19 protein-coding genes and 1 pseudogene are annotated in these 20,271 nt (G+C 57.8%); 11 read left to right on the top strand and 9 right to left on the bottom strand.

Translation table 11 applies throughout. The features are described from left to right. Positions 1–133 precede the first annotated feature (133 nt). From rnr to DSM3645_RS09775, 7 genes are all read left to right on the top strand, one after another. Entirely contained in the window at positions 134–2,446 is a 2,313-nt protein-coding gene (rnr, locus tag DSM3645_RS09805) for a ribonuclease R (protein WP_002651978.1), read from the top strand. A gap of 339 nt (positions 2,447–2,785) precedes the next feature. Then, on the top strand, positions 2,786–3,115 hold the full coding sequence (locus DSM3645_RS09800) for a hypothetical protein (RefSeq protein ID WP_131282394.1): 330 nt from the start codon (positions 2,786–2,788) through the stop codon (positions 3,113–3,115). A 138-nt stretch (positions 3,116–3,253) separates the two neighbouring features. Then, positions 3,254–3,829, top strand: a complete 576-nt coding sequence (gene miaE, locus DSM3645_RS09795) for a tRNA-(ms[2]io[6]A)-hydroxylase (protein ID WP_040351740.1) — start codon at positions 3,254–3,256, stop codon at positions 3,827–3,829. A 77-nt stretch (positions 3,830–3,906) separates the two neighbouring features. Then, positions 3,907–4,632 carry a methylthioribulose 1-phosphate dehydratase gene (gene mtnB, locus DSM3645_RS09790; RefSeq protein WP_002651974.1) on the top strand — a complete coding sequence of 242 codons (726 nt, stop codon included), beginning with the start codon at positions 3,907–3,909 and terminating at the stop codon, positions 4,630–4,632. A 39-nt stretch (positions 4,633–4,671) separates the two neighbouring features. Then, positions 4,672–5,253: a 1,2-dihydroxy-3-keto-5-methylthiopentene dioxygenase gene (locus DSM3645_RS09785; protein ID WP_002651973.1), complete on the top strand. Its 582-nt coding sequence runs from the start codon at positions 4,672–4,674 to the stop codon at positions 5,251–5,253. Beyond that, positions 5,250–5,984 (top strand): acireductone synthase, encoded by a 735-nt coding sequence (gene mtnC, locus DSM3645_RS09780; RefSeq protein WP_002651972.1) that lies wholly within the window; start codon positions 5,250–5,252, stop codon positions 5,982–5,984. Before DSM3645_RS09785 ends, mtnC begins: the two co-directional genes overlap by 4 nt. Before the next feature lie 222 nt (positions 5,985–6,206). Then, positions 6,207–7,232 (top strand): hypothetical protein, encoded by a 1,026-nt coding sequence (locus DSM3645_RS09775; RefSeq protein WP_002651971.1) that lies wholly within the window; start codon positions 6,207–6,209, stop codon positions 7,230–7,232. A gap of 32 nt (positions 7,233–7,264) precedes the next feature. Here the strand turns inward: DSM3645_RS09775 and DSM3645_RS09770 are convergent, their stop codons facing one another. From DSM3645_RS09770 to DSM3645_RS09750, 5 genes are all read right to left on the bottom strand, one after another. Beyond that, positions 7,265–8,500 (bottom strand): GspE/PulE family protein, encoded by a 1,236-nt coding sequence (locus DSM3645_RS09770; RefSeq protein WP_002651970.1) that lies wholly within the window; start codon positions 8,498–8,500, stop codon positions 7,265–7,267. After that, on the bottom strand, positions 8,493–8,852 hold the full coding sequence (locus tag DSM3645_RS09765) for an STAS domain-containing protein (protein WP_002651969.1): 360 nt from the start codon (positions 8,850–8,852) through the stop codon (positions 8,493–8,495). Before DSM3645_RS09765 ends, DSM3645_RS09770 begins: the two co-directional genes overlap by 8 nt. Before the next feature lie 92 nt (positions 8,853–8,944). Next, positions 8,945–9,721: an SDR family NAD(P)-dependent oxidoreductase gene (locus DSM3645_RS09760; protein ID WP_002651968.1), complete on the bottom strand. Its 777-nt coding sequence runs from the start codon at positions 9,719–9,721 to the stop codon at positions 8,945–8,947. A gap of 314 nt (positions 9,722–10,035) precedes the next feature. Further along, a complete protein-coding gene (rpsT, locus tag DSM3645_RS09755) occupies positions 10,036–10,311 on the bottom strand; it encodes a 30S ribosomal protein S20 (RefSeq protein ID WP_002651967.1) in 276 nt (91 codons plus the stop codon). Positions 10,312–10,399: 88 nt separating this feature from the next. Next, the gene (locus tag DSM3645_RS09750) at positions 10,400–11,842 is read right to left on the bottom strand and encodes a tetratricopeptide repeat protein (protein WP_002651966.1); all 1,443 of its coding nucleotides are present in this window, start codon (positions 11,840–11,842) and stop codon (positions 10,400–10,402) included. A gap of 188 nt (positions 11,843–12,030) precedes the next feature. Between DSM3645_RS09750 and cobA the strand changes: the two genes are divergently transcribed. Then, on the top strand, positions 12,031–13,557 hold the full coding sequence (gene cobA / locus DSM3645_RS09745) for a uroporphyrinogen-III C-methyltransferase (protein ID WP_040351739.1): 1,527 nt from the start codon (positions 12,031–12,033) through the stop codon (positions 13,555–13,557). A gap of 62 nt (positions 13,558–13,619) precedes the next feature. On the opposite strand, the gene DSM3645_RS09740 is transcribed toward cobA, so the two are convergent. Then, positions 13,620–14,687 (bottom strand): prenyltransferase/squalene oxidase repeat-containing protein, encoded by a 1,068-nt coding sequence (locus DSM3645_RS09740; RefSeq protein ID WP_002651964.1) that lies wholly within the window; start codon positions 14,685–14,687, stop codon positions 13,620–13,622. Between the two features lie 256 nt (positions 14,688–14,943). Between DSM3645_RS09740 and DSM3645_RS09735 the strand changes: the two genes are divergently transcribed. After that, positions 14,944–15,645, top strand: a complete 702-nt coding sequence (locus DSM3645_RS09735; protein ID WP_237564788.1) for a hypothetical protein — start codon at positions 14,944–14,946, stop codon at positions 15,643–15,645. A gap of 15 nt (positions 15,646–15,660) precedes the next feature. On the opposite strand, the gene DSM3645_RS09730 is transcribed toward DSM3645_RS09735, so the two are convergent. Continuing rightward, the gene (locus tag DSM3645_RS09730; RefSeq protein WP_040351738.1) at positions 15,661–15,843 is read right to left on the bottom strand and encodes a hypothetical protein; all 183 of its coding nucleotides are present in this window, start codon (positions 15,841–15,843) and stop codon (positions 15,661–15,663) included. Between the two features lie 264 nt (positions 15,844–16,107). Here DSM3645_RS09730 and DSM3645_RS09725 point away from each other — a divergent pair, with 264 nt between their 5' ends. Continuing rightward, positions 16,108–17,253, top strand: coding sequence for an aminotransferase class V-fold PLP-dependent enzyme (locus DSM3645_RS09725; protein WP_081444778.1), 1,146 nt, complete (start codon positions 16,108–16,110; stop codon positions 17,251–17,253). Positions 17,254–17,273: 20 nt separating this feature from the next. On the opposite strand, the gene DSM3645_RS09720 is transcribed toward DSM3645_RS09725, so the two are convergent. Beyond that, a complete protein-coding gene (locus DSM3645_RS09720; RefSeq protein ID WP_002651960.1) occupies positions 17,274–18,158 on the bottom strand; it encodes a dihydroorotate dehydrogenase electron transfer subunit in 885 nt (294 codons plus the stop codon). Next, positions 18,155–19,708 (bottom strand): pseudouridine synthase, encoded by a 1,554-nt coding sequence (locus tag DSM3645_RS28010; RefSeq protein ID WP_002651959.1) that lies wholly within the window; start codon positions 19,706–19,708, stop codon positions 18,155–18,157. The genes DSM3645_RS09720 and DSM3645_RS28010 overlap by 4 nt, the downstream gene beginning before the upstream one ends. Positions 19,709–19,811: 103 nt before the next feature. On the opposite strand from DSM3645_RS28010, the pseudogene DSM3645_RS09710 reads away from it, so the two are divergent. Then, positions 19,812–20,271, top strand: a pseudogene (locus DSM3645_RS09710) (2-isopropylmalate synthase); the annotation flags it as partial.

Raw genomic sequence — 20,271 nt, 5'->3', positions numbered from 1 at the left:
AAATCTGATATATTAAAGCAGCGTGGTTTCCCCCATAGAAGCTGGTATCGGGCCATTTTTTCGGCAAGGTCGCCGAGCCCTGACGCTTCAAGCGGGTTGAGACCCAATAAGTATTTCTCAAGAACGGAGATTCATGGAACTGGAACAGCTGGAGCAATTGCTCCTAGCCCACATTCAACGGTCGACTTACCAACCGGTCAAACCGAAAGTCATCGCCAAACAACTCAATCTGGCGGAAGAAGACCTCAAAACGCTCAAGCGTGCCATCAAGCGACTTCTTAAAAAAGGGCACATCGCTTACGGCGCGAGCCATCTGATCAAACGAGCGAATGCCGAAAACGCCAAAGCAGCCCAAACGATCGTCGGCGGTTTTCATCGGACCGCCAAAGGCTTTGGCTTTGTCCGGCCGCTCGGAACGCCCAAATCCGCGGAGCGCACCGCCGACATCTATGTCCCGGCGAAACGCACTTCCGACGCCGCCAACGGCGACACCGTCCGGATTCGCATGTTCCGCACGCGCGGAATGAACGGCGAATCAAAGCTCTGCGGCGAAGTGATCGAAATTGTCGAACGAGAGACGCATCGCTTTGTCGGCACTTACAACGAAGCACATGGTCAGGCCCTCGTGCAAGTTGACGGCAACGTCTTTACGCAACCGATCTCGGTAGGCGACCCCGGCGTCAAAGGCGCTCGTCTGGACGACAAGGTCGTGATCGAAATCGTCCGCTTCCCGTCCCACTTTCATGACGGCGAAGGCGTGATCGTCGAAGTCCTGGGAGCGCGCGGTGCGCCCGGCGTCGACTTGCTCTCGGTGATGCGCGAGTACGACTTGCCGGAAGAATTTCCGGAAGCGGCTCTCGAAGTCGCTCGAGAAATGGCCGACGCATTTGACGAGTCGATCGGCGAAGATCGCCGGGACGAAACCGGCGAGACGATCATCACGATCGATCCTTTCGACGCGCGCGACTTTGACGACGCGATCAGCTTGACCAAGCTTGACAACGGACATTGGCTGCTCGGCGTGCATATCGCGGACGTCGCTCACTTTGTGCCGGAAGGTTCGGCGTTGGATACGGAAGCTCGCAATCGGGCGACCAGCATCTATTTGCCTGACAAAGTGATTCCGATGCTGCCGGAGGTGATCTCGAACAATCTAGCCAGCTTGCAGCCGAACAAGATTCGTTACGCCAAGACGGCCAAGATCGAGTTCACCCCAGACGGCACGCGGGTTCATACCGAAGTCTTCAACAGCGCGATTCGCAGCGTTCGCCGCTTTACCTACGAAGAAGTCGACGAGTATCTCGCCGATCGCGACGCATGGAAAAAGAAGCTGACGCCGCCGGTGCATCAATTGGTGGGCGACATGCATGAGTTGGCGATGACGCTCCGCGAGCGCCGTTTCCAACGAGGCTCGATCGAACTGTTGATGCCGGAGTTGAAGCTCGATCTCGACAATGATGGAGCGGTGACCGGCGCACATGTCGAAAAGAACACCGAGAGCCACCAGATCATCGAAGAGTTTATGCTGGCCGCCAATGAAGCGGTCGCCGATAAGCTTCACAACCAAGAACTCTTCTTCCTGCGGCGCGTCCACGATTCGCCCGATCCCCGCAAGTTGGAAGCTTTGACCGAATTTGTCCGCGACGTCGGTATCGAATGCGACAGTTTGCAAAGCCGCTTCGAGATCATTCGCGCCCTCGACAAGGTCAAAGGTCTGCCAGAGCAGGCGGCGGTCAACTACGCGACGCTGCGCAGCATGAAAAAGGCGGTCTACAGTCCAGAAGAGATCGGCCACTACGCATTGGCCAGCGAATGCTATTGCCACTTCACTTCACCGATTCGTCGTTATCCTGACCTGACCATCCATCGGATGTACAACGACCTGGCGACCGGCAAGAAGCCGGTGCAGGACTACGATGCGATGGTGGCCGAGGGTGAACATTGCTCGCAGCGGGAACAGCGAGCCGCCAGCGCCGAGCGAGATCTGGTGAAGATCAAGCTGCTCAATCATCTGAGCGAAAAGATCGGCATGGAGATGGAAGCGGTCATCACCGGCGTCGAGTCGTTCGGCCTGTTCGTCCAAGGGTTAGAGTTGCCGGCCGACGGGTTGATCCATATCGACGCGCTGCAGGACGACTACTATCACTATGATCGCACGACGCACTCGCTGGTCGGCAATCGTGACGGCAATGCGTTTCGCTTGGGCGATGTGCTGAAGGTCTCGATCGCACGGGTCGATCTCGAAAAACGAGAACTCGATTTCCGCTTGATCGAACAAGAGGCCCGCGCCGCTGGGCATGCCGCCGACAATAGTCGACGTCGTCCCACTTCAGGGCGAACCGCCAGCGATGACTTTTCGTACCAATCGGGCAAGCCGGCGCCAAAGAAAAAGAACTTTGGCAAGCCCGAGCGAAAACAGGGAAAGGCAAAAAAGCGGAAACGCTAGGCCCCAGATTGGGCGAAGCGAAAGGAGTCGGGCTGACTGACGGTCAAGCAAAACGCAAGTTTCTCAGTGGCTCATTTTGAGAATTGCGTTATCAACTCGACAACATGTCGCCAGCGTTTCTATTCTCGCCACAATCCCAATCTCCGTAAATCATTACCAATTGGGGACTTGCAGTGAGCCACCACAATTCTGGCACGCTGCTTGCACTAATGTCACTCAACAGCATCGGCCGGCAACCAACAGAAAACGATGCTGATTGAGACACAAAACCAAAGCGAGCGATCCCGCGTAGTTACGCGAAAGAAGCTCGCCGCTTCCCCCCAAGTCGGAGATGAGAAAATGAGACGCATCCTACTCGCACTCGCAGTTACGGCCGCCGTTGGTTTGTCGTTGGGCGCTTCGTCCGCAATGGCTCGTGGCCCCCACTATCATGGCGGCGGACACGGACATGGCCATTACGGCGCCCCTGGCCACTACGACTATCATCGGGGTCACGTCGATTATCACGTCGGCGGACACCGCTACCCGGCGTACGCAGCTCCGCGCGTTTACACGCGGGCCTACTCGCCATATCCCAGCTACTATGGCCGTAGTTACTACCGGGGTGGTTATGGCGGCGGCGGAGTCTACCTGAACGGCCGCAACTTCTCGATCGGCGTCGGCTTCTAAGCCAACTTCGTGAAATAAAATGCGAAACGCCTTGACCGCTGGTCAAGGCGTTTTTCGTGCGCTCATCACCTTGAGCCAACCGCAGAGCGCGCCTACATTGGCGGTTTTCCCTTTTGGCCAATCGGCGTGAACTGCCCCGTGTTGCATCTTCAATCGACAAGCTCCGAGCGTTGGCTGACTCAGGTCACTGAAAATCTCGATCTTCTCCTGATCGATCACGCCCACTGCGAGAAAAAGGCGGCCGGCGTTGCGATGAACATGATCTTCGCCTATGTCGAGAACGAAGATCTTTGCCGCGCGATGACCGAGATCGTCAACGAAGAGCTGGAGCACTTTCACCTGGTGCTAGAGTTGCTCCACGAGCGGGGAGTCCGCTTTTGCCGGATCAAGCCGAGCAAATATGGAGAGCAATTGCACGCGCTGGTTCGCAAGAGCGAGCCCGAGCGTGCGGTCGACCGCTTGCTGGTCGCCGGCCTGATCGAGGCCCGCAGCTGCGAACGGTTTGGCATTTTACGGGAACGATTGGAAGACCAGCGTCTGGCCAACTTTTACGATCAGTTGTTCGAGTCCGAAGCGCGACACCATTCAGCCTATGTTCGCCTGGCCAAACAATATGCGGATGATGCGACCGTGATGCGTCGTCTCGAAGAACTGGCCGCGATGGAAGCAGAGATTATCGCGGTGGGGGACGAGAATCCCCGGATGCACAGCTAGAGTTTCGCTCGGTTGCCGTCACCGTAAATCGTGTTAGACTGGCGTTTTACGCACCCCAGAACCTGTGACAAAGATTTATGGAAAACGTCTCGCTTGGCGGCGCTCCGCATGGTTTGCCCCATTCCGCCTTGGCCGGCAAAGAAGCGGAAATCGATGCGCTTCGCGAAACCGGCACGTACTTCTTTCAACGCGGTTGGTCGGTCGGAACCAGCAGCAACTACAGCGTCGTGCTCAAGCACGATCCGCTGCAACTGTTGCTGACCGCCAGCGGCATGGACAAGGGGCGCCTGACGCGCGCCGACTTTGTCCGCGTTAACGATCAGGGACAGCAGGTCGATATCGAAGGCGCCGCGACCTCCGATCAGCCGAAGTCGTCGGCCGAAACGTTGTTGCACGTCGTCGCCGCCGGCCAGCCCGGCGTGGGCTCGATCTTGCATACGCATTCAATTTGGGGAACCTTGCTGTCGGACTACTTTTTCGACGAAGGGGGATTTGCGATCGAAGGCTACGAGATGCTCAAAGGTCTCTCCGGCGTCAAAACGCACGAGCATACCGAATGGGTTCCGGTCTTCGACAACACGCAAGACATTCCTGTTTTGGCCGAGCAAGTCGCCGCTCGACTCAGCGACCAATCGCAACCGCCGATTCATGGCTATTTGATTCGTCGGCACGGGCTTTATACTTGGGGCGCCAACGTCGCCGAGGCCCGACGTCACATCGAGATATACGAGTTTCTGTTTGAAACCCTGGTCCGTCGCATGCTGCTGTGCGGCGAACTTCGCAGCGCCGCTTCGGCCGTTTAACCTGTTCAACTTTGCAGCGATATTCGGAGAGATCTCCCCATGGCGAGCATAACCATCCACGACGAGAACCGTCGCATCCAAGAGACCGACGCGATTCGCGAATACCTAGCGCCGTACGGCATCTGGTACGAAAAGTGGGAAGTCGAAGGACGGATCGGCGTTGATGCAACCAACGAAGAAATCCTGACCGCCTATGCGCCGGAAATTGAACGCCTGAAAGCTAAGGGAGGCTACGTCACGGCCGACGTGATCAACGTCAATCCCGAGACGCCCAATCTGGACGTGCTGTTGGCCAAGTTCGACAAAGAACATACGCACAGCGAAGACGAAGTTCGCTTCACGGTCAAAGGCCAAGGGGTCTTTCACATTCATCCGCCCACCGGACCGGTCTTCTCGGTGTTGGTCGAATCAGGCGACCTGATCAACGTTCCGGCCAACATGAAGCATTGGTTCACCCTCTGCGACGAGCAGACGATCCGCTGCATCCGGCTGTTTGAAGACGCAAGCGGCTGGACGCCCCATTACATGGAACAAGGAGTGCACGAGAACTACTCGCCGCTCTGCTGGGGCCCCGACTACATCGCCAAGGCCGATGACCTGGATCCGGTGGTGAAACCGTGATCAAGTTTTCGGGACGCGGTTTGCTGTTGGATATCGAGGGTACGACCGCCAGCGTCGCCTTCGTCTACGACGTGATGTTTCCGTTTGTGCGGCGCGAACTTGACGCCTATTTGCAGGCGGCCTGGAAAACGCCTGCACTGGAACCGGTGCTGCGCTACATCGCCCAAGATGCAGGCGCCGACACCTTTGCCGCGTGGACGCAAGACGACGCGACCGAACAGGCCAAGCAACAGCGCGTCAGCGCCGAAATAACGCGTCTGATGGATAACGACATCAAAGCGACCGGGCTCAAGCAACTGCAAGGTTTGATCTGGAAGTCCGGCTTCGACTCGGGCGAACTGGTCGCCGCGGTCTTTGACGACGTCCCCCCTGCCCTGGTTCGCTGGAACGAAGCGGGCAAAGATGTGCGGATTTATTCTTCCGGCAGCGTCGCCGCCCAGAAGATGTTTTTCGGGCACACCAATCACGGCGATCTACTAGCGTCGTTTCGTGGTCACTACGACACGACGACCGGCCCCAAGAAAGAAGCGGCCAGCTATCGCGTCATCGCCAGCGACTATGGTTGCGACGCTAGCGAGATTCTCTTTCTTAGCGACATCGTCGCCGAGCTTGACGCGGCTCGTGAAGCCGGGATGCAGACCGGACTATGCTATCGCGTCGGCAATGCGCCGGTCGAAAACGGGAATGGACATCCCGGGATCGAATCGTTTGACCAGGTTTCCATCGGCTAGCAACCATATCTTTTGCGGCGACTTACGTGATCCGCACGATCGTCCATTGCCGCCGAACCGATGTCGCTTACCATAGCAACCGGAATCACTCGGTGATGCTTTGACTCTCAATGATGAGGTGAACCAGGTCCGCGGCTGAAGGTCAGCCGCCCGCTGCAGGGAATCGCAGCCAAGCAATCCGCCCTACGCACGGTAGCAAATCGCTTTCCGCAGGAGGCAAGGATGTTGGCGAATTTTTCGTTCCGCTCGATCTCGTTCGGCTTACTCTTTACGCTGGCGACGCTATCTTCAGCAGCGCAAGCGACGGCGGCTCCGGTCAATTTTGACGTCGGCTATCGCATCCCCTGCCGCGACGTCACTCCGGATGATTATGTCGGGGACGAAAGGTTAATTGAAGCGAAATTTGTCGTCTCGTCGCTGGTCGCCTATGAGGCCGAGAACGACTTGCTGCAGTTCGTCATTCGGATCGAAAGCAGCGATCCGCGGATAACGATCGTTGATTATTCTCCGCGCACGACGCTGGAGAATACGCTAACCGGCGGTATGCAAATCGAACAAAAGAAAGAGACCGACGCGACTCTCGGAGCCAATCTGAACGGCAAGTACGACGGCGTCGTCAGCGGCAATATCAGCGGCGGGGCAAGTCGCAAAAATTCGACGACGACCAAGTACGAACTTCGTTCGCCGGTCGAACTGATCGCGGCCAGCGGAACCATTCATCGCGGCGCCGGCGTTTACTTCAAACTGAAGCCGGCGCGGCAAACGACGCTGGAAGGCGCCAAAGAATATACCTGCATCTTCCGCGCTCCGCGTGACTGGAGTCGGGGACTCGCAAGCGTCCACTGCGATGCGCTGGGAGAAGAATCATCGACGCTATCGCCGCTCGACAATCGCCGCTCGTACGCTCGTCAGGCGTTTCGCGTCGCGCTGTACCTGGACATCGACGCCACGGCGAAACGCGCCGCCGAGAACTATGTCGCCAGCGAACGTGCATTACGCGCCGTCACCTATCAGTATCGAGACGCGATTGAGAAGGTGACCCGTAACTCGCCGGTCGATCAACTGGTTTCGCTCGTTCGCCATGGGCGAACCTCCAGCGGTCCCAAGCTGGATCCGAGCGATTTGACGCGCTGGCCCGCCGATGACATTTACCGGTTGCCGCAACCAGTGCAGGCAGCGGCGGCCGATTTTCGAGAAGCGGAAGGACGCATGCGTCAACGGACCGATCGTTTCATTTCGGGCTATTGAGCCGCGGCGTCGCGGTCGACGCAGACCGTTTGCTATGCGTCTTCCAGTCCCAAATACTCGGTCGGCACGTTTTTGAAGACTTCTTCCATGCTGGTCACCCCTTGGGCGACCTTCATCAACGCGGCGCGACGGAAGTCGAGCATCCCATGGCGAATCGCGATCGACTCCAACTCATGGGCCGGCAACTTGTCCGAAATCGCCCGGCGAATATCGCCGGTCACTTCCATCAACTCAAAAATCGCGGTCCGGCCCGAGTAGCCTTCGTTCGGAGCAGAGGGATCCGGTCCATAAAAGACCTCGCCATCGCCGGGCTCGATTAACTCCTGCACATCGCCAAAGGTCGCCGCGGCGCCGCCGGGGCCCAGTTCATACGGAATCCGCGTTTTCTCATCCAGAACTCGCACCAACCGCTGCGACAACACGCCGCGTAGGCCGCTCGCTAAGAAGTGGGGATTTACGTCAAGCGACAACATGCTTTGCACTGCCGCGGCAGCGACCGGAGCATGCAACGTCGCGAGCACCAAGTGACCGCTATTCGCGGCGCGAACTGCCGTCGCCGCCGTTTCTGGATCACGAATCTCGCCGATCATGATCACGTCTGGCTGCTGACGAATGACGCTGCGCAACAACTCCGAAAAATCGAGACCGATCTTCGGATGGACCTGCGACTGCCGGATGCCGGCGAGCGAAAACTCGACGGGATCTTCCAGCGTGTTGATTTTGCGTTTGCCGTCATTCAAGAATTGAAGACAAGCGTAAAGCGTGGTCGTCTTGCCGGTGCCGGTGGGTCCGGTCACCAAGATCAATCCGGCGTTCGCTTGGATCATCGACATGATCCCCTGGCGATCATGGCGATTCAGCCCGAGTTGGTCAACCGAAAGTAAGCTTGAGTTTCGATCGAGCAATCGGACCGTTAAATCTTCGCCATATAAGGTCGGCAACAAGCTGAGTCGCAAATCGAGTTGGCGCCCTTGATCGTCAAAGATCCAACGACCATCCTGAGGCCGGCGACGCTCGGCGATGTCCATGCTGCTCATCGCTTTGAGGTAGCTGATCCAGGATCGACCTTGGTCGGCAGGAACGTCACGGATTTTCTTCATTCGCCCCCACTGTCGAACCGCGATCTGCACGACGCCGTCGCAAGCCAGTACGAACAAGTCGCTCGCTTGCATCTGCGCCGCCTGGTGGATCAGCAACTTGACCGCAATATCGGGCTCAATGGTGGTCAAATCAATTTTGACGAAATCAGGGGCAAGCGTCTCAGTCACGGTTCTCTCCTTGGGCCATCCGCATTGCAGCTTCGCCGTTGGCGACAATGTGAAAGAAACTGTCCAACCGCATCAGCTTAAAGACATTGGCGACAATTTGCGGCATGTTGAACATGATCAATTTGCCATTCGCCTCGTTGAATCGCTTATGGCACGTGAGCAACCAACCAACGCCGCTGGAATCGATGATGTCGGCTTCCTGCATGTTCAACAACACCGTTCTCTGGTAGGCGTCTAAACCGATCAAAGCCGAGATCGGTTCGGTCTCGCGCGTCGAACCATCTTGAGTAACCCGTCCGGAAACGGCCACCTGTACGACGTCTCCGTCATGAGAAACGACATGCAGTTCCATAGCTTTGCCCTGTTGTCTATCGGCGCCCAAACGGTTGTTTATATCAGCTGCATATGAAGAGAGAGCGAACATCCCGGTGAAGTCGCCGATTCTTAATCAAACGTGCGACAGATCATGCCGCCTTCAACTAGAAGCGTTGTTCCTGTTATATACGCTCCCGCATCACTGGCCAAAAGCAAAGCAGGACCAACAAGATCTTTCGTTTCACCCCACCGCAAAACGGCCGTCCGTTCGGCGAATCGCTGCTTTTGTTCGTCGTTCAGGAGGCTCATCGGTAGATCGGTCGCAATCGGTCCCGGCGCCAGGCAATTGACGGTGATTCCATGCGGCCCCAGTTCCAGCGCATGGGCGCGGGTCATAGCGCTGAGCGCCCCTTTCGTTCCCGAATAGTTGCCCCGGCCAGGATTGGAAACGACCGCCAACACGCTGGAAAGATGGATGATTCGCCCCCAACGACGCTCGATCATTCCCGGCGCTAGTTTGCGAGCCAACCGCATACAACTAGTGAAGTTAATCTCCAGAACGTGATCCCAGCTTTCGTCGGTCGTCTCGACCAGCAACTGCGGCTGATTGGTGCCGGCGTTGTTAAACAGAATGTCGACTTGCCCAAACTCTTCCAAGACTCCATCGGCCAACGCGTCGACCGCCGCGCGGTCGGCCATATCGCAAATCCGCCAAGCGACGCGAACGTCTAGTCCGGCGCCGATTTCTTGCGCGGCGGTCTCCAGCTCTTGCTGATGGCGAGCCGTAATGCAGACGCTGGCTCCGGCTTCCGCCAAGCCGCGTGCGATCGCTTTGCCGATTCCTTTACTGCCGCCGGTGACCAGAGCGGTCCGGCCCGAAAGATCAAATAGCGCAGAAAGCGTCACGAGGGGACCTCTGTGGGAAAGGGTGATGAGGTACCCCGGTTGTAGCACGAGCCTGTTTCGGAGGAAACAGGCTCGTGGAATGGATCAGATTTTCTTATGCCATGCTCTTCTAGCGTCTTTCCAAAAAGACGCGGTAGGAACATGGCAGGGCGGAATTAGCCGCAGGCGGGTTGTAACCGTCGCATGCGAAGATCACGACGCGAACAGTGGCCCGCAAAAACAAAACCGACCGTACAGAGACGGTCGGTTCGATAATTCAATATTCCCGTGGATCGTTCACCGTAAGGGGGGACAGATCCGTTGTGATCGGGAAATTAGGCTTGGGCGGCTTTCGCAGCCTTGGAAGCGGCGTTGAGACGCGACTTCAGACGTGCGGCGGCGTTGGCGTGAATGATGCCAGCGGCGGCGGCTTTGTCGAGACGCTTCACAGCGCCCTTCATTTCCGTATCGATGACAGCGGCGTCACCGGTGGTGATCGCAGTGCGGACCTTGCGGACCTGATTACGCAGGGCCGACTTGACGGCCTTATTGCGGGCACGGCGAACTTCGTTTTGACGGAGGCGTTTCTTGGCGCTCTTGGTATTGGGCATGGATCCTGATTTCCCTAGCGGGCGGCCCTAATTTCGTAGGTGAAGGAGGCCGCTATCTTACCGCGAACAATGTGTTCTCAATGCGAAGCTACTTATCTTGCAACATTTTCCGGACCTTGTCTAGCCTTGAACCGACGTCACGGTAGCTGGGATCCATTTTTTTCAGCCGCTTAAAGTACGCTTTAGCGTCAATGAGCTCACTTAACCCCATCGCCAGCACTCCGGCGCGGTACAGAAGCTGCTTTTGTCGGTCGGAACTCAAGGAGTCACTGTAACTTAGGGCTTCTTCGAAGCATTCCATCGCCGTGTGGTACTTCTTTTTCGCCTGCAGACACTCTCCTTTGCCCAAATTGGCGATCGCCAGCAGTTTCTCGTCCCCTTCGATCACCTGATCGAAGGTTTCAATCGCTTCTTCGAAGTTACCCGCGCGTTTGAGCCGCAATCCATACTCATAAAGCTGCTTTTTATCGTCCGGGTGCCGTTCGGCCCGCCGTTGATAGATTTCGAGCTCGGTTCGATTCAGTTCGTCCTTCAAATCGTCCGCCAGCTTGCGACTTTCGGCCGTTTTTTCGACGTCGTACTGCTTTTCGGCAACTTCGTAGCGATGTCGGGCTCGCCCAATCCGGATATCTTCCAGCTTGCGGACAATGTCCATCGACTGCCCGATCGCGGACTGGGCTTTTTTCATGACCAGTTCCGCTTCGTGATATTTGTCCTCGAGCTGCCACAAATCGGCCAGCTTCAAATAATTCTCGATTTTCTCGGGGTTGTCCAAGATAACCCGATCGAGGATCTGCTTTTCGTTCAGCTGAATCGCAACCTTGGGCTTCTCGGTCTTCACCTCTTCCTGGTTCGACTTCGGGCGAGGCCGCATTTTTTCGCCGGGGCGAACGTCAATTTTGTTGGTGATGGTCGGCAAACCTTGACGCATCCGTTCTTTATCGAGCGTCAACTGCGAAATCATTTTGTTCGCTTCGTCATCGCCGCGGGTCTTTTCGTTGACAAAATGCCAGACGGAGATCGCCTGGTCAAATTGTCCGACGCGGCCGAGATAGCGCGCGCAATGGCGACGAACTTCGATATCGTTCGGCGAACCGGCGGTCGCATTTCGCATAAATAGCAGACCGACTTCGTGACAACGAAGCTCGGCGCAAGCATCGACCATGCCGATCAGCGCTGACGAATCCCACGGATTCGACTTCAACATGTCGACCCCTTGGGCGATCACTTCGGTCCAATTTTTGGCCGCCAACGCCTTTTTGATGCCGCGCCCCGAAAATGCGGAGAACAGTCCGGATGGCTTTTTGCCTTTGAACTTACGTTCCAAATTCTCCAGCATCTTCTCGGCGTAGATTAAGTTCGCCGGATCTGATTTGACGCATTCCCCCAGCAGACTATGAGCGTAGTCAAAGTCGTACTTCGGCTGCTTCATCATGCCGGTCGCATGGTCGAAAATCGACTGCAAGCGTTTCCGCTTGGCCGGAGTAATTTCGTAGGCCGCTGAATCGGCTATCGCGTTCTGCCCGTCCACGTCGCTAATTGTCCACTTCAGAAGAAAAACTGGTCCACCGCCATCGTTACCGCGACGAAACCTTATTCTAGCCGGACTAAGACAGTCGTGCCAAGTTCTTGGCAAACAAGAAGTTGGCGTCTTGTGAAACTTGCCTTAAAGGGGTTCAATCGATAGGAATTCGCCACCCTTAGCCCCTTGAAATCGGAATGCCGAAAATACCTTCCCATTCCCGCGGTAAAGTCTCTCTCGTCGGCGCAGGGCCAGGCGACCCCGGTTTGATCACCCTCCGCGGCGTCGAACTACTGGCCGACGCCGATGTGGTGCTGTACGACTATCTCGCTAACCCCTCTCTGTTGCGGCATGTCCGCAGCGACGCGCAGCTGCATTGCCTTGGTCGACATGGGCAAGGGAAGCTCTGGTCCCAACAAGAGATCAATCAGGCGATGGTCGACGCGGCCCAACAAGGACTGCGGGTGGTTCGGCTGAAAAGCGGCGACCCCACCATCTTTGCTCGCGCGGCGGACGAAATCGACGCGCTGAAGCAGAACGAGATTCCGTTTGAAATCGTCCCCGGAGTGACCACGGCGCTCGCCGCGGGCGCATGTGCCGGAGTTCCCGTAACCGACTCCCGTTTCGCTTCGGCAGTCGCATTGGTGACCGGCCGGGAGAAGCCCGGCAAGTCGGACGCCGCAATCGACTACGCGGCGCTGGCGAAATTCCCCGGAACGCTCGTGATGTACATGGGCGTCACTTCGGCGCCTGCCTGGTCGGCGGGACTGATCGCCGGCGGCAAGTCGCCGGATACTCCCTGCGCCATCATCCGTCGCTGCAGCTGGCCCGATCAAGAAACCTTTCAGTGCACACTGGGCGAAATCGCCGACTATCTCCACTCCGGCTCAAAGATTCGCCCTCCGGTGATCGTGGTCGTGGGAGAAGTCGCACGCGAAGCCTCGGCCGACAACTGGTTCCAACAGCGTCCGCTGTTTGGCCAACGCATCTTGATTACGCGTCCCGAACATCAAGCCGAAGATCTAGCGCACACGCTGGCCGAATTAGGCGCCGACGTTTATTTGCAACCGGCGATTCAGATTTCGCCACCTAGCGATTGGACGCCGGTCGACGACGCGATCCGTCGCCTGCACGATTTTGAGTGGCTCGTCTTCTCGAGCACCAACGGCGTCCGTTATTTCCTGGATCGGCTGTTCGCGTCGGGTGAAGATCTGCGCGCCGTCGGCCATCTGCACATTGCGGCGATCGGTCCCGGCACCGCCGATATGCTGGCGAAATACCATCTGAAGGCTGATGTGATCCCGGCCGAGTATCGCGCCGAATCACTGGTCGAGGCGCTGCAAGCCACCACGGATAGACAGCGTTTCTTACTGCCGCGGGCTAGTCGTGGTCGAGACGTGCTGCCGACAGGACTCGCCGCCGGCGGCGGGGAAGTCACTGAGATCGTCGTCTATCAAAGCGACGATTGCATGACGCTTTCGCCCGAGATTATTGAGGCCTGGGACGATCAGCCGATCGACTATGTGATTGTCACCAGCAGCGCGATCGCCCGAGCGACGGTTCGCTTATTGGGAGCTCGAGCGCAGCAAACCAAGTTTGTCAGCATCAGCCCGATTACTTCCGATGCACTGCGCGAAGCTGGCGTCGAACCGAATATCGAAGCGGCTGTCTACACAATGGACGGAATCGTCGCAGCCCTGCAACAGCACGTCAGCGAGAACTGATTCACCACGCCGTGTCTCAAGACGCTGCAGGCACATCCCGATTTTTAGCTGAAAAGCTGGTACTAGCGCTGATAGATCGGTAGGAACCCGTAGTCGAGTTGCATCATGATCAAGTTGCAGGCAGTGACGTAGATCGGCCCCACGGTGGAATCCTCCCAAGCGCCGTCATTGCGCTGCTTGCGGACAATCTCGGAATAGAGCCGATCACGGAACGTCTCCCAAAATTCGCGATCGCGAAAACCTTCGCGATAGACGACCTGGGCGTAGTACAGATACGTGTAGTGCCAGTGGCTGAACGCTTGCTGCTGCGTCTGGATCTGGTGCAAGTTGTCTTTGCAGTAGGCGATCATCTTATCAACGACATCGCCGCCATACTCGCCGGCGTTCTGCAAGCAGCAAATCGACGCAGCCGTGATCGCCGGTCGCGAAGTGCCCCGATTCTTCGAGCTGTACGAGATGCCGCCGTCCGGATTCTGACAGCCGTAGATGTATTGCTTGGCTCGTTCGACCACTTCTGACGGGACGACAATCCCGGCGTTGCGACAACCGCGCAGGCCTTGCACTTGGGTGATGGTTGTCGAGCCTTCGTCGAAATCATTGCCATCCTTCGCGCTGACATAGCCCCAACCGCCAGAGGTCGTTTGCGCGGCGACGGTAAACTCCACCGCTTTGGTCAGCGTGTTGATTAACTCTTCGCGTCGATCTTCGTCTTCTTCTTCGCCGAGAACCTGCGAGAGGAAGAGCATCGAAAAGCCGTGCCCGTAGGTGTAACGATTGTCGGTCAACGGATCACCGATCAAACCGTTGTCGCGCCGTTTGCTGTAAATGAAGTCGGTGACGCGGCGAATGTTCTTGGCGTACGGCCCTTGCGTCGTCGTCGATCCCGACGAGATCAGCGCCGTGCCGGCCAGCGCCGCCATCGCAGTCGGGTAGGCCTGACTGGCCCAATGTCCCATCCGAGTTTGGGTACGTGCAACCCAGTCGAGCCCCTTGCGGGTCGACGTGAGCCAATTGGTTCGCAGTACGTTATCGGCAGCGGCGAGCGACGAACTTCCCGCAACTCCTGCCGCCAGGGGAAGCCCTGCAGCGATCCAGCGAAGTGCGTCTCGGCGATTCAAATTGTCAGTCATCGGCTTTCCTCCGGAAAGCGGCGGAACTTTCCTGTCCTTTATTGTGGCTCATCCCGCAGCTTACGGCTATCTCTTTCCTTCGTCGCAGAGAGTAACCCGATAGTTCATTTCTGGTCGCGCGCCGGCAAGGTTTTCCTAATTCGATCAAATCGCCTTCCCTGCCTGAGACGAGATCCGGCCAAATCCTTCACCCGCAAAATCCTTGCGACCGATCCAGAAAACAGGTCCATTCTGCAACTTGTGACGGGAGAATCCTATGCGACTTGGGGGCATGTTAACCAACCGTCTGGTAATTACGATCGACCTCCAACTCTCTGCTTCTTCGCTTCAACTGGCCCAGCATCGGCGTCTGCATGACGTCGCTCGCACGCTGATCGACTATCTGGCCGAACGTCAGTTGCCTGCGACATTTGGGCTGTCACGCCCCGGCTATGGCCAAATCGCCGATTGGATCGCGACCCAACCGCAGCTCGAAACGGCCCTGTTGATGCAGCCCTCCAGCGACTGGCGACAATGGGGGGGAAAAGGCTTGTTGGACGAAGTTCGCCGTTTGGCGGGACGCTCGGTTCGCTCGGTGTTCACTCACGCCCCCCTCCAGCAGCGGCAATCTTGTGCGCTGCGGTCGGCCGGCGTTTTGGCGATTCGTAGCAGCGGAGGCGCATTGCAGGGAATGTCGCAACAGCATGGACTGGCGCTGTTCGAGCCGAGCATTCAGGCGCCCAAACTACTATCGCGACTCACCCAGTGGCTTCCCCAACGGTTTGATTTCGCCAAACCGGGACCAGCTCAGGTGATGCGGATTTGTGGCGAAACTGTCGCTAATTCGGGCCCTTGGGCGGCCGATCAGGCGATTCGCGCCATCGACTTCGCGGCGCGATTTCGAGATCAGGGGGGATCGGTCGAAACGTTGGCGACTTGCGCCCATCAGCTCGCGCAAGCGACGGCCAAAGCCGCGTAGCGCGTTAGCCGAGGACTATTTCAGCTCTCGAAACGTCGTAAATGCGAGAAATGCGACGACGGCTGATCCGACGACGAAGGCGACATCCATCGTCGTACTGACCCCTTTGAAGGGAACCCCTATCGCCAAATCGAGCGCAAACACCAAGAATATGAGAATGGAAATAGCCATTCCCGTGATTGTTAGCGCTTTCGGCATGCGGCGACTCCTGTTTGGCCCCTGCACAAACCTGGTGAAGTTTTCCCAGGTTTCCCAGACGGTGTAGTATAACTCGCCTCTGCCAGATGTCACCCTGGGCGTGGGAAAAGTCCTTTCTCGCAACAACTTGCGTAGAAAACACCGACATCGCGGAAGAGGAGAAACGAGGATTATTGATGACGGCCGGGGGTTTTGCAACCGGCGAAGAGGTCCTTATAGTACGCCGTAACTATTTCTCTCGCAAGCTTTTGGAACACTGCAGACATGAGCGACCCCTCTTCCTGGGACCAGTTTCGTCAAGAGATGACCATTGTACCCCAGTGGGCCTACTTTGATCACTCGTCGGTTTCTCCCCTCCCCCGGCGTACTGCCGACTTGATTAAGCAGTTTGTCGATCAGGCCGCGGCCGGAGGAAATCTGCACTGGCCCGAGTGGGCGGCGACGGTCGAAAAGACGCGTGGAAAGATCGCGTCGCTGGTCAACGCCGACGTCGAAGAGATCGCGCTGCTCCCCAACACTACGCACGGCGTATCGCTGGTCGCCGGCGGATATGCGTGGAAACCGGGAGACAGCATCGTCGTCCTCAGCAACGAGTTTCCGGCCAATCTGTACGCGTGGATGCATCTCGAGAGTATCGGTGTCGAAGTTCGTCAGGTCGACGTTAACGGCCCGGGGCCGACGCTCGATAACATCGCCGCCAAGATCGACGCGACCACCAAGATCGTCGCCGTCAGTTGGGTCAGCTATTCGACCGGGTTTCGACTCGATATCGCCAAACTGGCCGAAATCGTCCACAGCAAGGGAGCGTTGCTGTTTGTCGACGTGATCCAAGGATTGGGCGTTTTTCCTTTCGATGTCAAAGCGACCGGCGTCGATTTTTTCGCGTCGACCAGCCAAAAATGGTTGCTGACCCCCGAAGGCGCCGGCATGTTCTACATTCGCCGCGAGCACTTCGACAAGTTACGTCCGTTGTTTGTCGGGCCGACCAGCATGGCGAAGCCTTACGAATATGATCGGATCGATCTGAACTTTAGCGACACCGCAAGGCGCTTTGAAGGAGGATCGAAGAACATGGTCGGTTACATGGCGATGGGAAGCAGCTTGGGGCTGCTGATGGAACTTGGCGCCGGACCACAGCAGTCAGCCGTTGGAGATCGCGTGCTGGAAATCGGCGATCTGGCGTGCGAGCGATTGCAGTCAATCGGCGCGTCGATCTATTCGAATCGAGTCGGCGACAATAGATCAGGGATCATCTCGTTTGAGTTCCCCGGACAAGACCCGCACCAATTGCGGAAGCGCTGCGTAGAAGCTCAGGTCGCGCTCAGCGTACGCAGCGGGCGACTCCGAATCAGTCCCCACGGCTATACCAACGCCGAAGATGTCGATCGCTTAATCGCCGCTTTATCGTAAGCGTCGCGAGCAACTCGAACCTATTCCCAGTCGATCTTTTCGGCCGCGAAGATCGGACCTTCGACACAGGTTCGTTTGTAGTCCCAACTGCCATCGTCCTGGCGAACCTTGGCGACGCAGGTAAAGCAGATGCCGATGCCGCAAGCCATCGGCGTTTCGAGCGAAACCCAGCACGGCACGTTGCGCTGGGCGGCGATCGTAGCGACCGACTCCATCATCCGTTCGGGTCCACAGCAAGCGATCTGGACGCCGGCCGTTGACGCGTCCAAGGCCGCATTGAGCAGATCGGTCACCAGGCCGTGATGCCCGGCCGATCCGTCATCGGTGCTGATTTTGACATCGATCCCGCACGCGCGGAAGTCTTCGACGCCGGCCAGGTATTCGGCCGAGCGAGCTCCGTAGCACATCGTGACTTTGCCGGCCGAGGCGCCCTGCCGCGGCGGATCTCCGTACGCTTGGCGACCAAGATATTCTTTGCCGAGCGCCACAAACGGCGTTTGGCCGATGCCGCCGGCGACCATAATCAGATGATCGACCTGCTGCCCCGGAAATCCGTTCCCCAGCGGGCCCCAGACTTCCAAACGTTGGCCCGGCGCGCAGCGCGCCAGCTTGCTGGTTAGCTTGCCATGCACGAGATAAACGACGTCGATACCGACCGCCGCGCCGTCGGCGTCACGATAGACGTCGTACATCGCCAAGGGTCGACCGAGCAGCGGATCTTGCATGTCGGCCAGACGCAGCATGACAAACTGCCCCGGCGTGATGCTGGCCGCCAAGCTGGGACAAGCGAAACGAATGCGATACGTATCACGCGCCAACTGGACGTTTTCGACCACTTCCACCGTCAGTTGAACAGCGTGGTCGGCGTAGTACGGGGCATGCAGCGGATTGCAGTTCTCGTTCACTTGCGGCGTTTCGTCTTTTTCTTGGTAAATGTCTTTTTCTTGTCGTCAGGATTCTTCACGTACTTGGTGCGCGTGCCGCCGCGTTTGCTCTTGCGACCGCCGCGTTCGGTTTCGGCCGAAGCCTGACCAAAGGTCGACTTCTTCTTTTTGGGAGCGCCCTTCTTGGGGCCTCCTTTTTTGGGTCCACCCTTTTTCGGTGCTCCCTTGAAGCCGGTTCCCTTTTTAGCGAATTTCTTCTTCGGCGCGCCGCCGGTTCGGGAGGCGCTTTTCTTCCCCGATCCGCCGCTTTTTTCCGACGACCACCCCAACTCGGAGATCGGACGACCTTCGTCATCGTCGTCGTCATCATGCGAGCCAAATGACTCGGAGAAACCGCGGCTTTTGCTCGGACGACCCGCCGATTTATCGATCGAGCGGCTCTTCGTGGGAGGCCCCGACTTCTTGTCGTACGAACGTGACGGAGAGTCGCCGCCGATCGTCTTGCCGTAGGTCCGCTTGGGAGCGGAATCGGATGACTTGGAGGCAGAGGCCCGATCCTTCGAGCTTGAACCGGCAGGCTTGCCCGCGGCGCGACTGCTAGAGCCGGTTCCTGCCGATTTTTTGTAGGTCGAGCGATCCTTCGAGGCCGCGCCAGTTGGTTTACCGGTGGCTCGGCTCTTGGCGCCGGTCTCGGTCGGTTTTGCCCCGGCGCGTCCCTTGGCGATGGTTTTCGTCTCAGGGAAAATCGGACCTTCTCGCTCGCCGGGCGTCGATGATTTGCGAGGTTTTGGCTTTTTGGGTTTGCCAGCGCCGACGCCGAACGCCGCATCGCGCAGCGCCTTGGTCTCGGCGCTTTTCAGCTCGCGGAACGCACCTTCCGGCATTTCCCCTAACCGCAGCGGCCCCATCGCGATCCGTTTCAGGCGGAGAACCTTGTGCCCGATCTTCGCCATCAAGCGGCGAATCTCGCGATTCTTGCCTTCGTCCAGAATCACTTCCAGCGTCGTGCTTTGCTTGTTCTTCCGTTTCATCACCACGCTGACCGGCTGGACAAATCCTTCAGCTAGGTGAACGCCGCGGCGCACAAACGTAATCGCGTCAGGCTCGGGATGGCCGGCGACCTCAACGCGATAGGTCTTTTCGATTTCGTAGCGGGGATGGGCCAAGCGGTTCGCCAATTCGCCGTCATTGGTGACGACGATCAGCCCTTCGCTGGCGCGATCCAATCGCCCGATCGTGAACAGTCGGACATCTTGCGGCACCATATCGATCACGCGGGTTCGCCCGGCCGGATCAAAATTGGTGCTGAGAACGCCCGGCGGCTTGTTGAGCATGTAGTAGACGCGCTTGCCGAACTTCAGCCGTTGCCCATCGACCAGGATCTCCTGATGCTCAGGGTCGACCTTCATGCCGAGTTCGGTCACGAATTTGCCGTCGACCTCGACCCGGCCTTCTTGGATCAGCGCTTCGCACTTGCGGCGGCTGTCGATGCCGGCAAAAGCCAAGACTTTGTGCAGACGCTCAAGCCGAAGAGGGGCAGGATTGTCAGATTCAGCGGGGTTTTCAGGCATAGCGGCTTTAGACGGCTTCGGCGAAAACCCCCATTTTATCCGCTACCGCCCTCAAAGCACAGGCGCCGCGGTGAACCGCGAAAAAGAGCCATAAATTGGGTCAGTAGTCGAAGCGGCGATTAAAGCCGGCGCCACCACGGTCAATATTCCCGACACCGTCGGTTACGCGACCCCGTCACACATGGGCCGCGTGATCAGCGACTTGGTCAATCGCGTGCCGAACATCGATCAGGCGGTAATCTCGGTTCACTGCCACAACGATCTCGGTTTGGCGGTCGCCAACAGTTTGGCCGCGGTCGAAGCCGGAGCCGGTCAGATCGAATGCACGATCAACGGCATCGGCGAACGAGCCGGCAACTGCGCCTTGGAAGAGATCGTCATGGCGATGCGAACGCGCAATGACTACTACAATGTCGATTCGCGCATCAATACCGAGCGTCTCGTTCCGACCAGCCGATTGGTGTCGAGCGTCACCGGCATGCAGGTGCAGCGTAACAAAGCGATCGTCGGCCGCAACGCGTTCGCGCATGAGGCCGGCATCCACCAAGATGGCATGCTGAAAG

Origin of the sequence: Blastopirellula marina DSM 3645 (assembly GCF_000153105.1) — a bacterium.
Taxonomy (GTDB): domain Bacteria; phylum Planctomycetota; class Planctomycetia; order Pirellulales; family Pirellulaceae; genus Blastopirellula; species Blastopirellula marina.
This window is presented reverse-complemented; position numbering and strand designations above follow the sequence as displayed.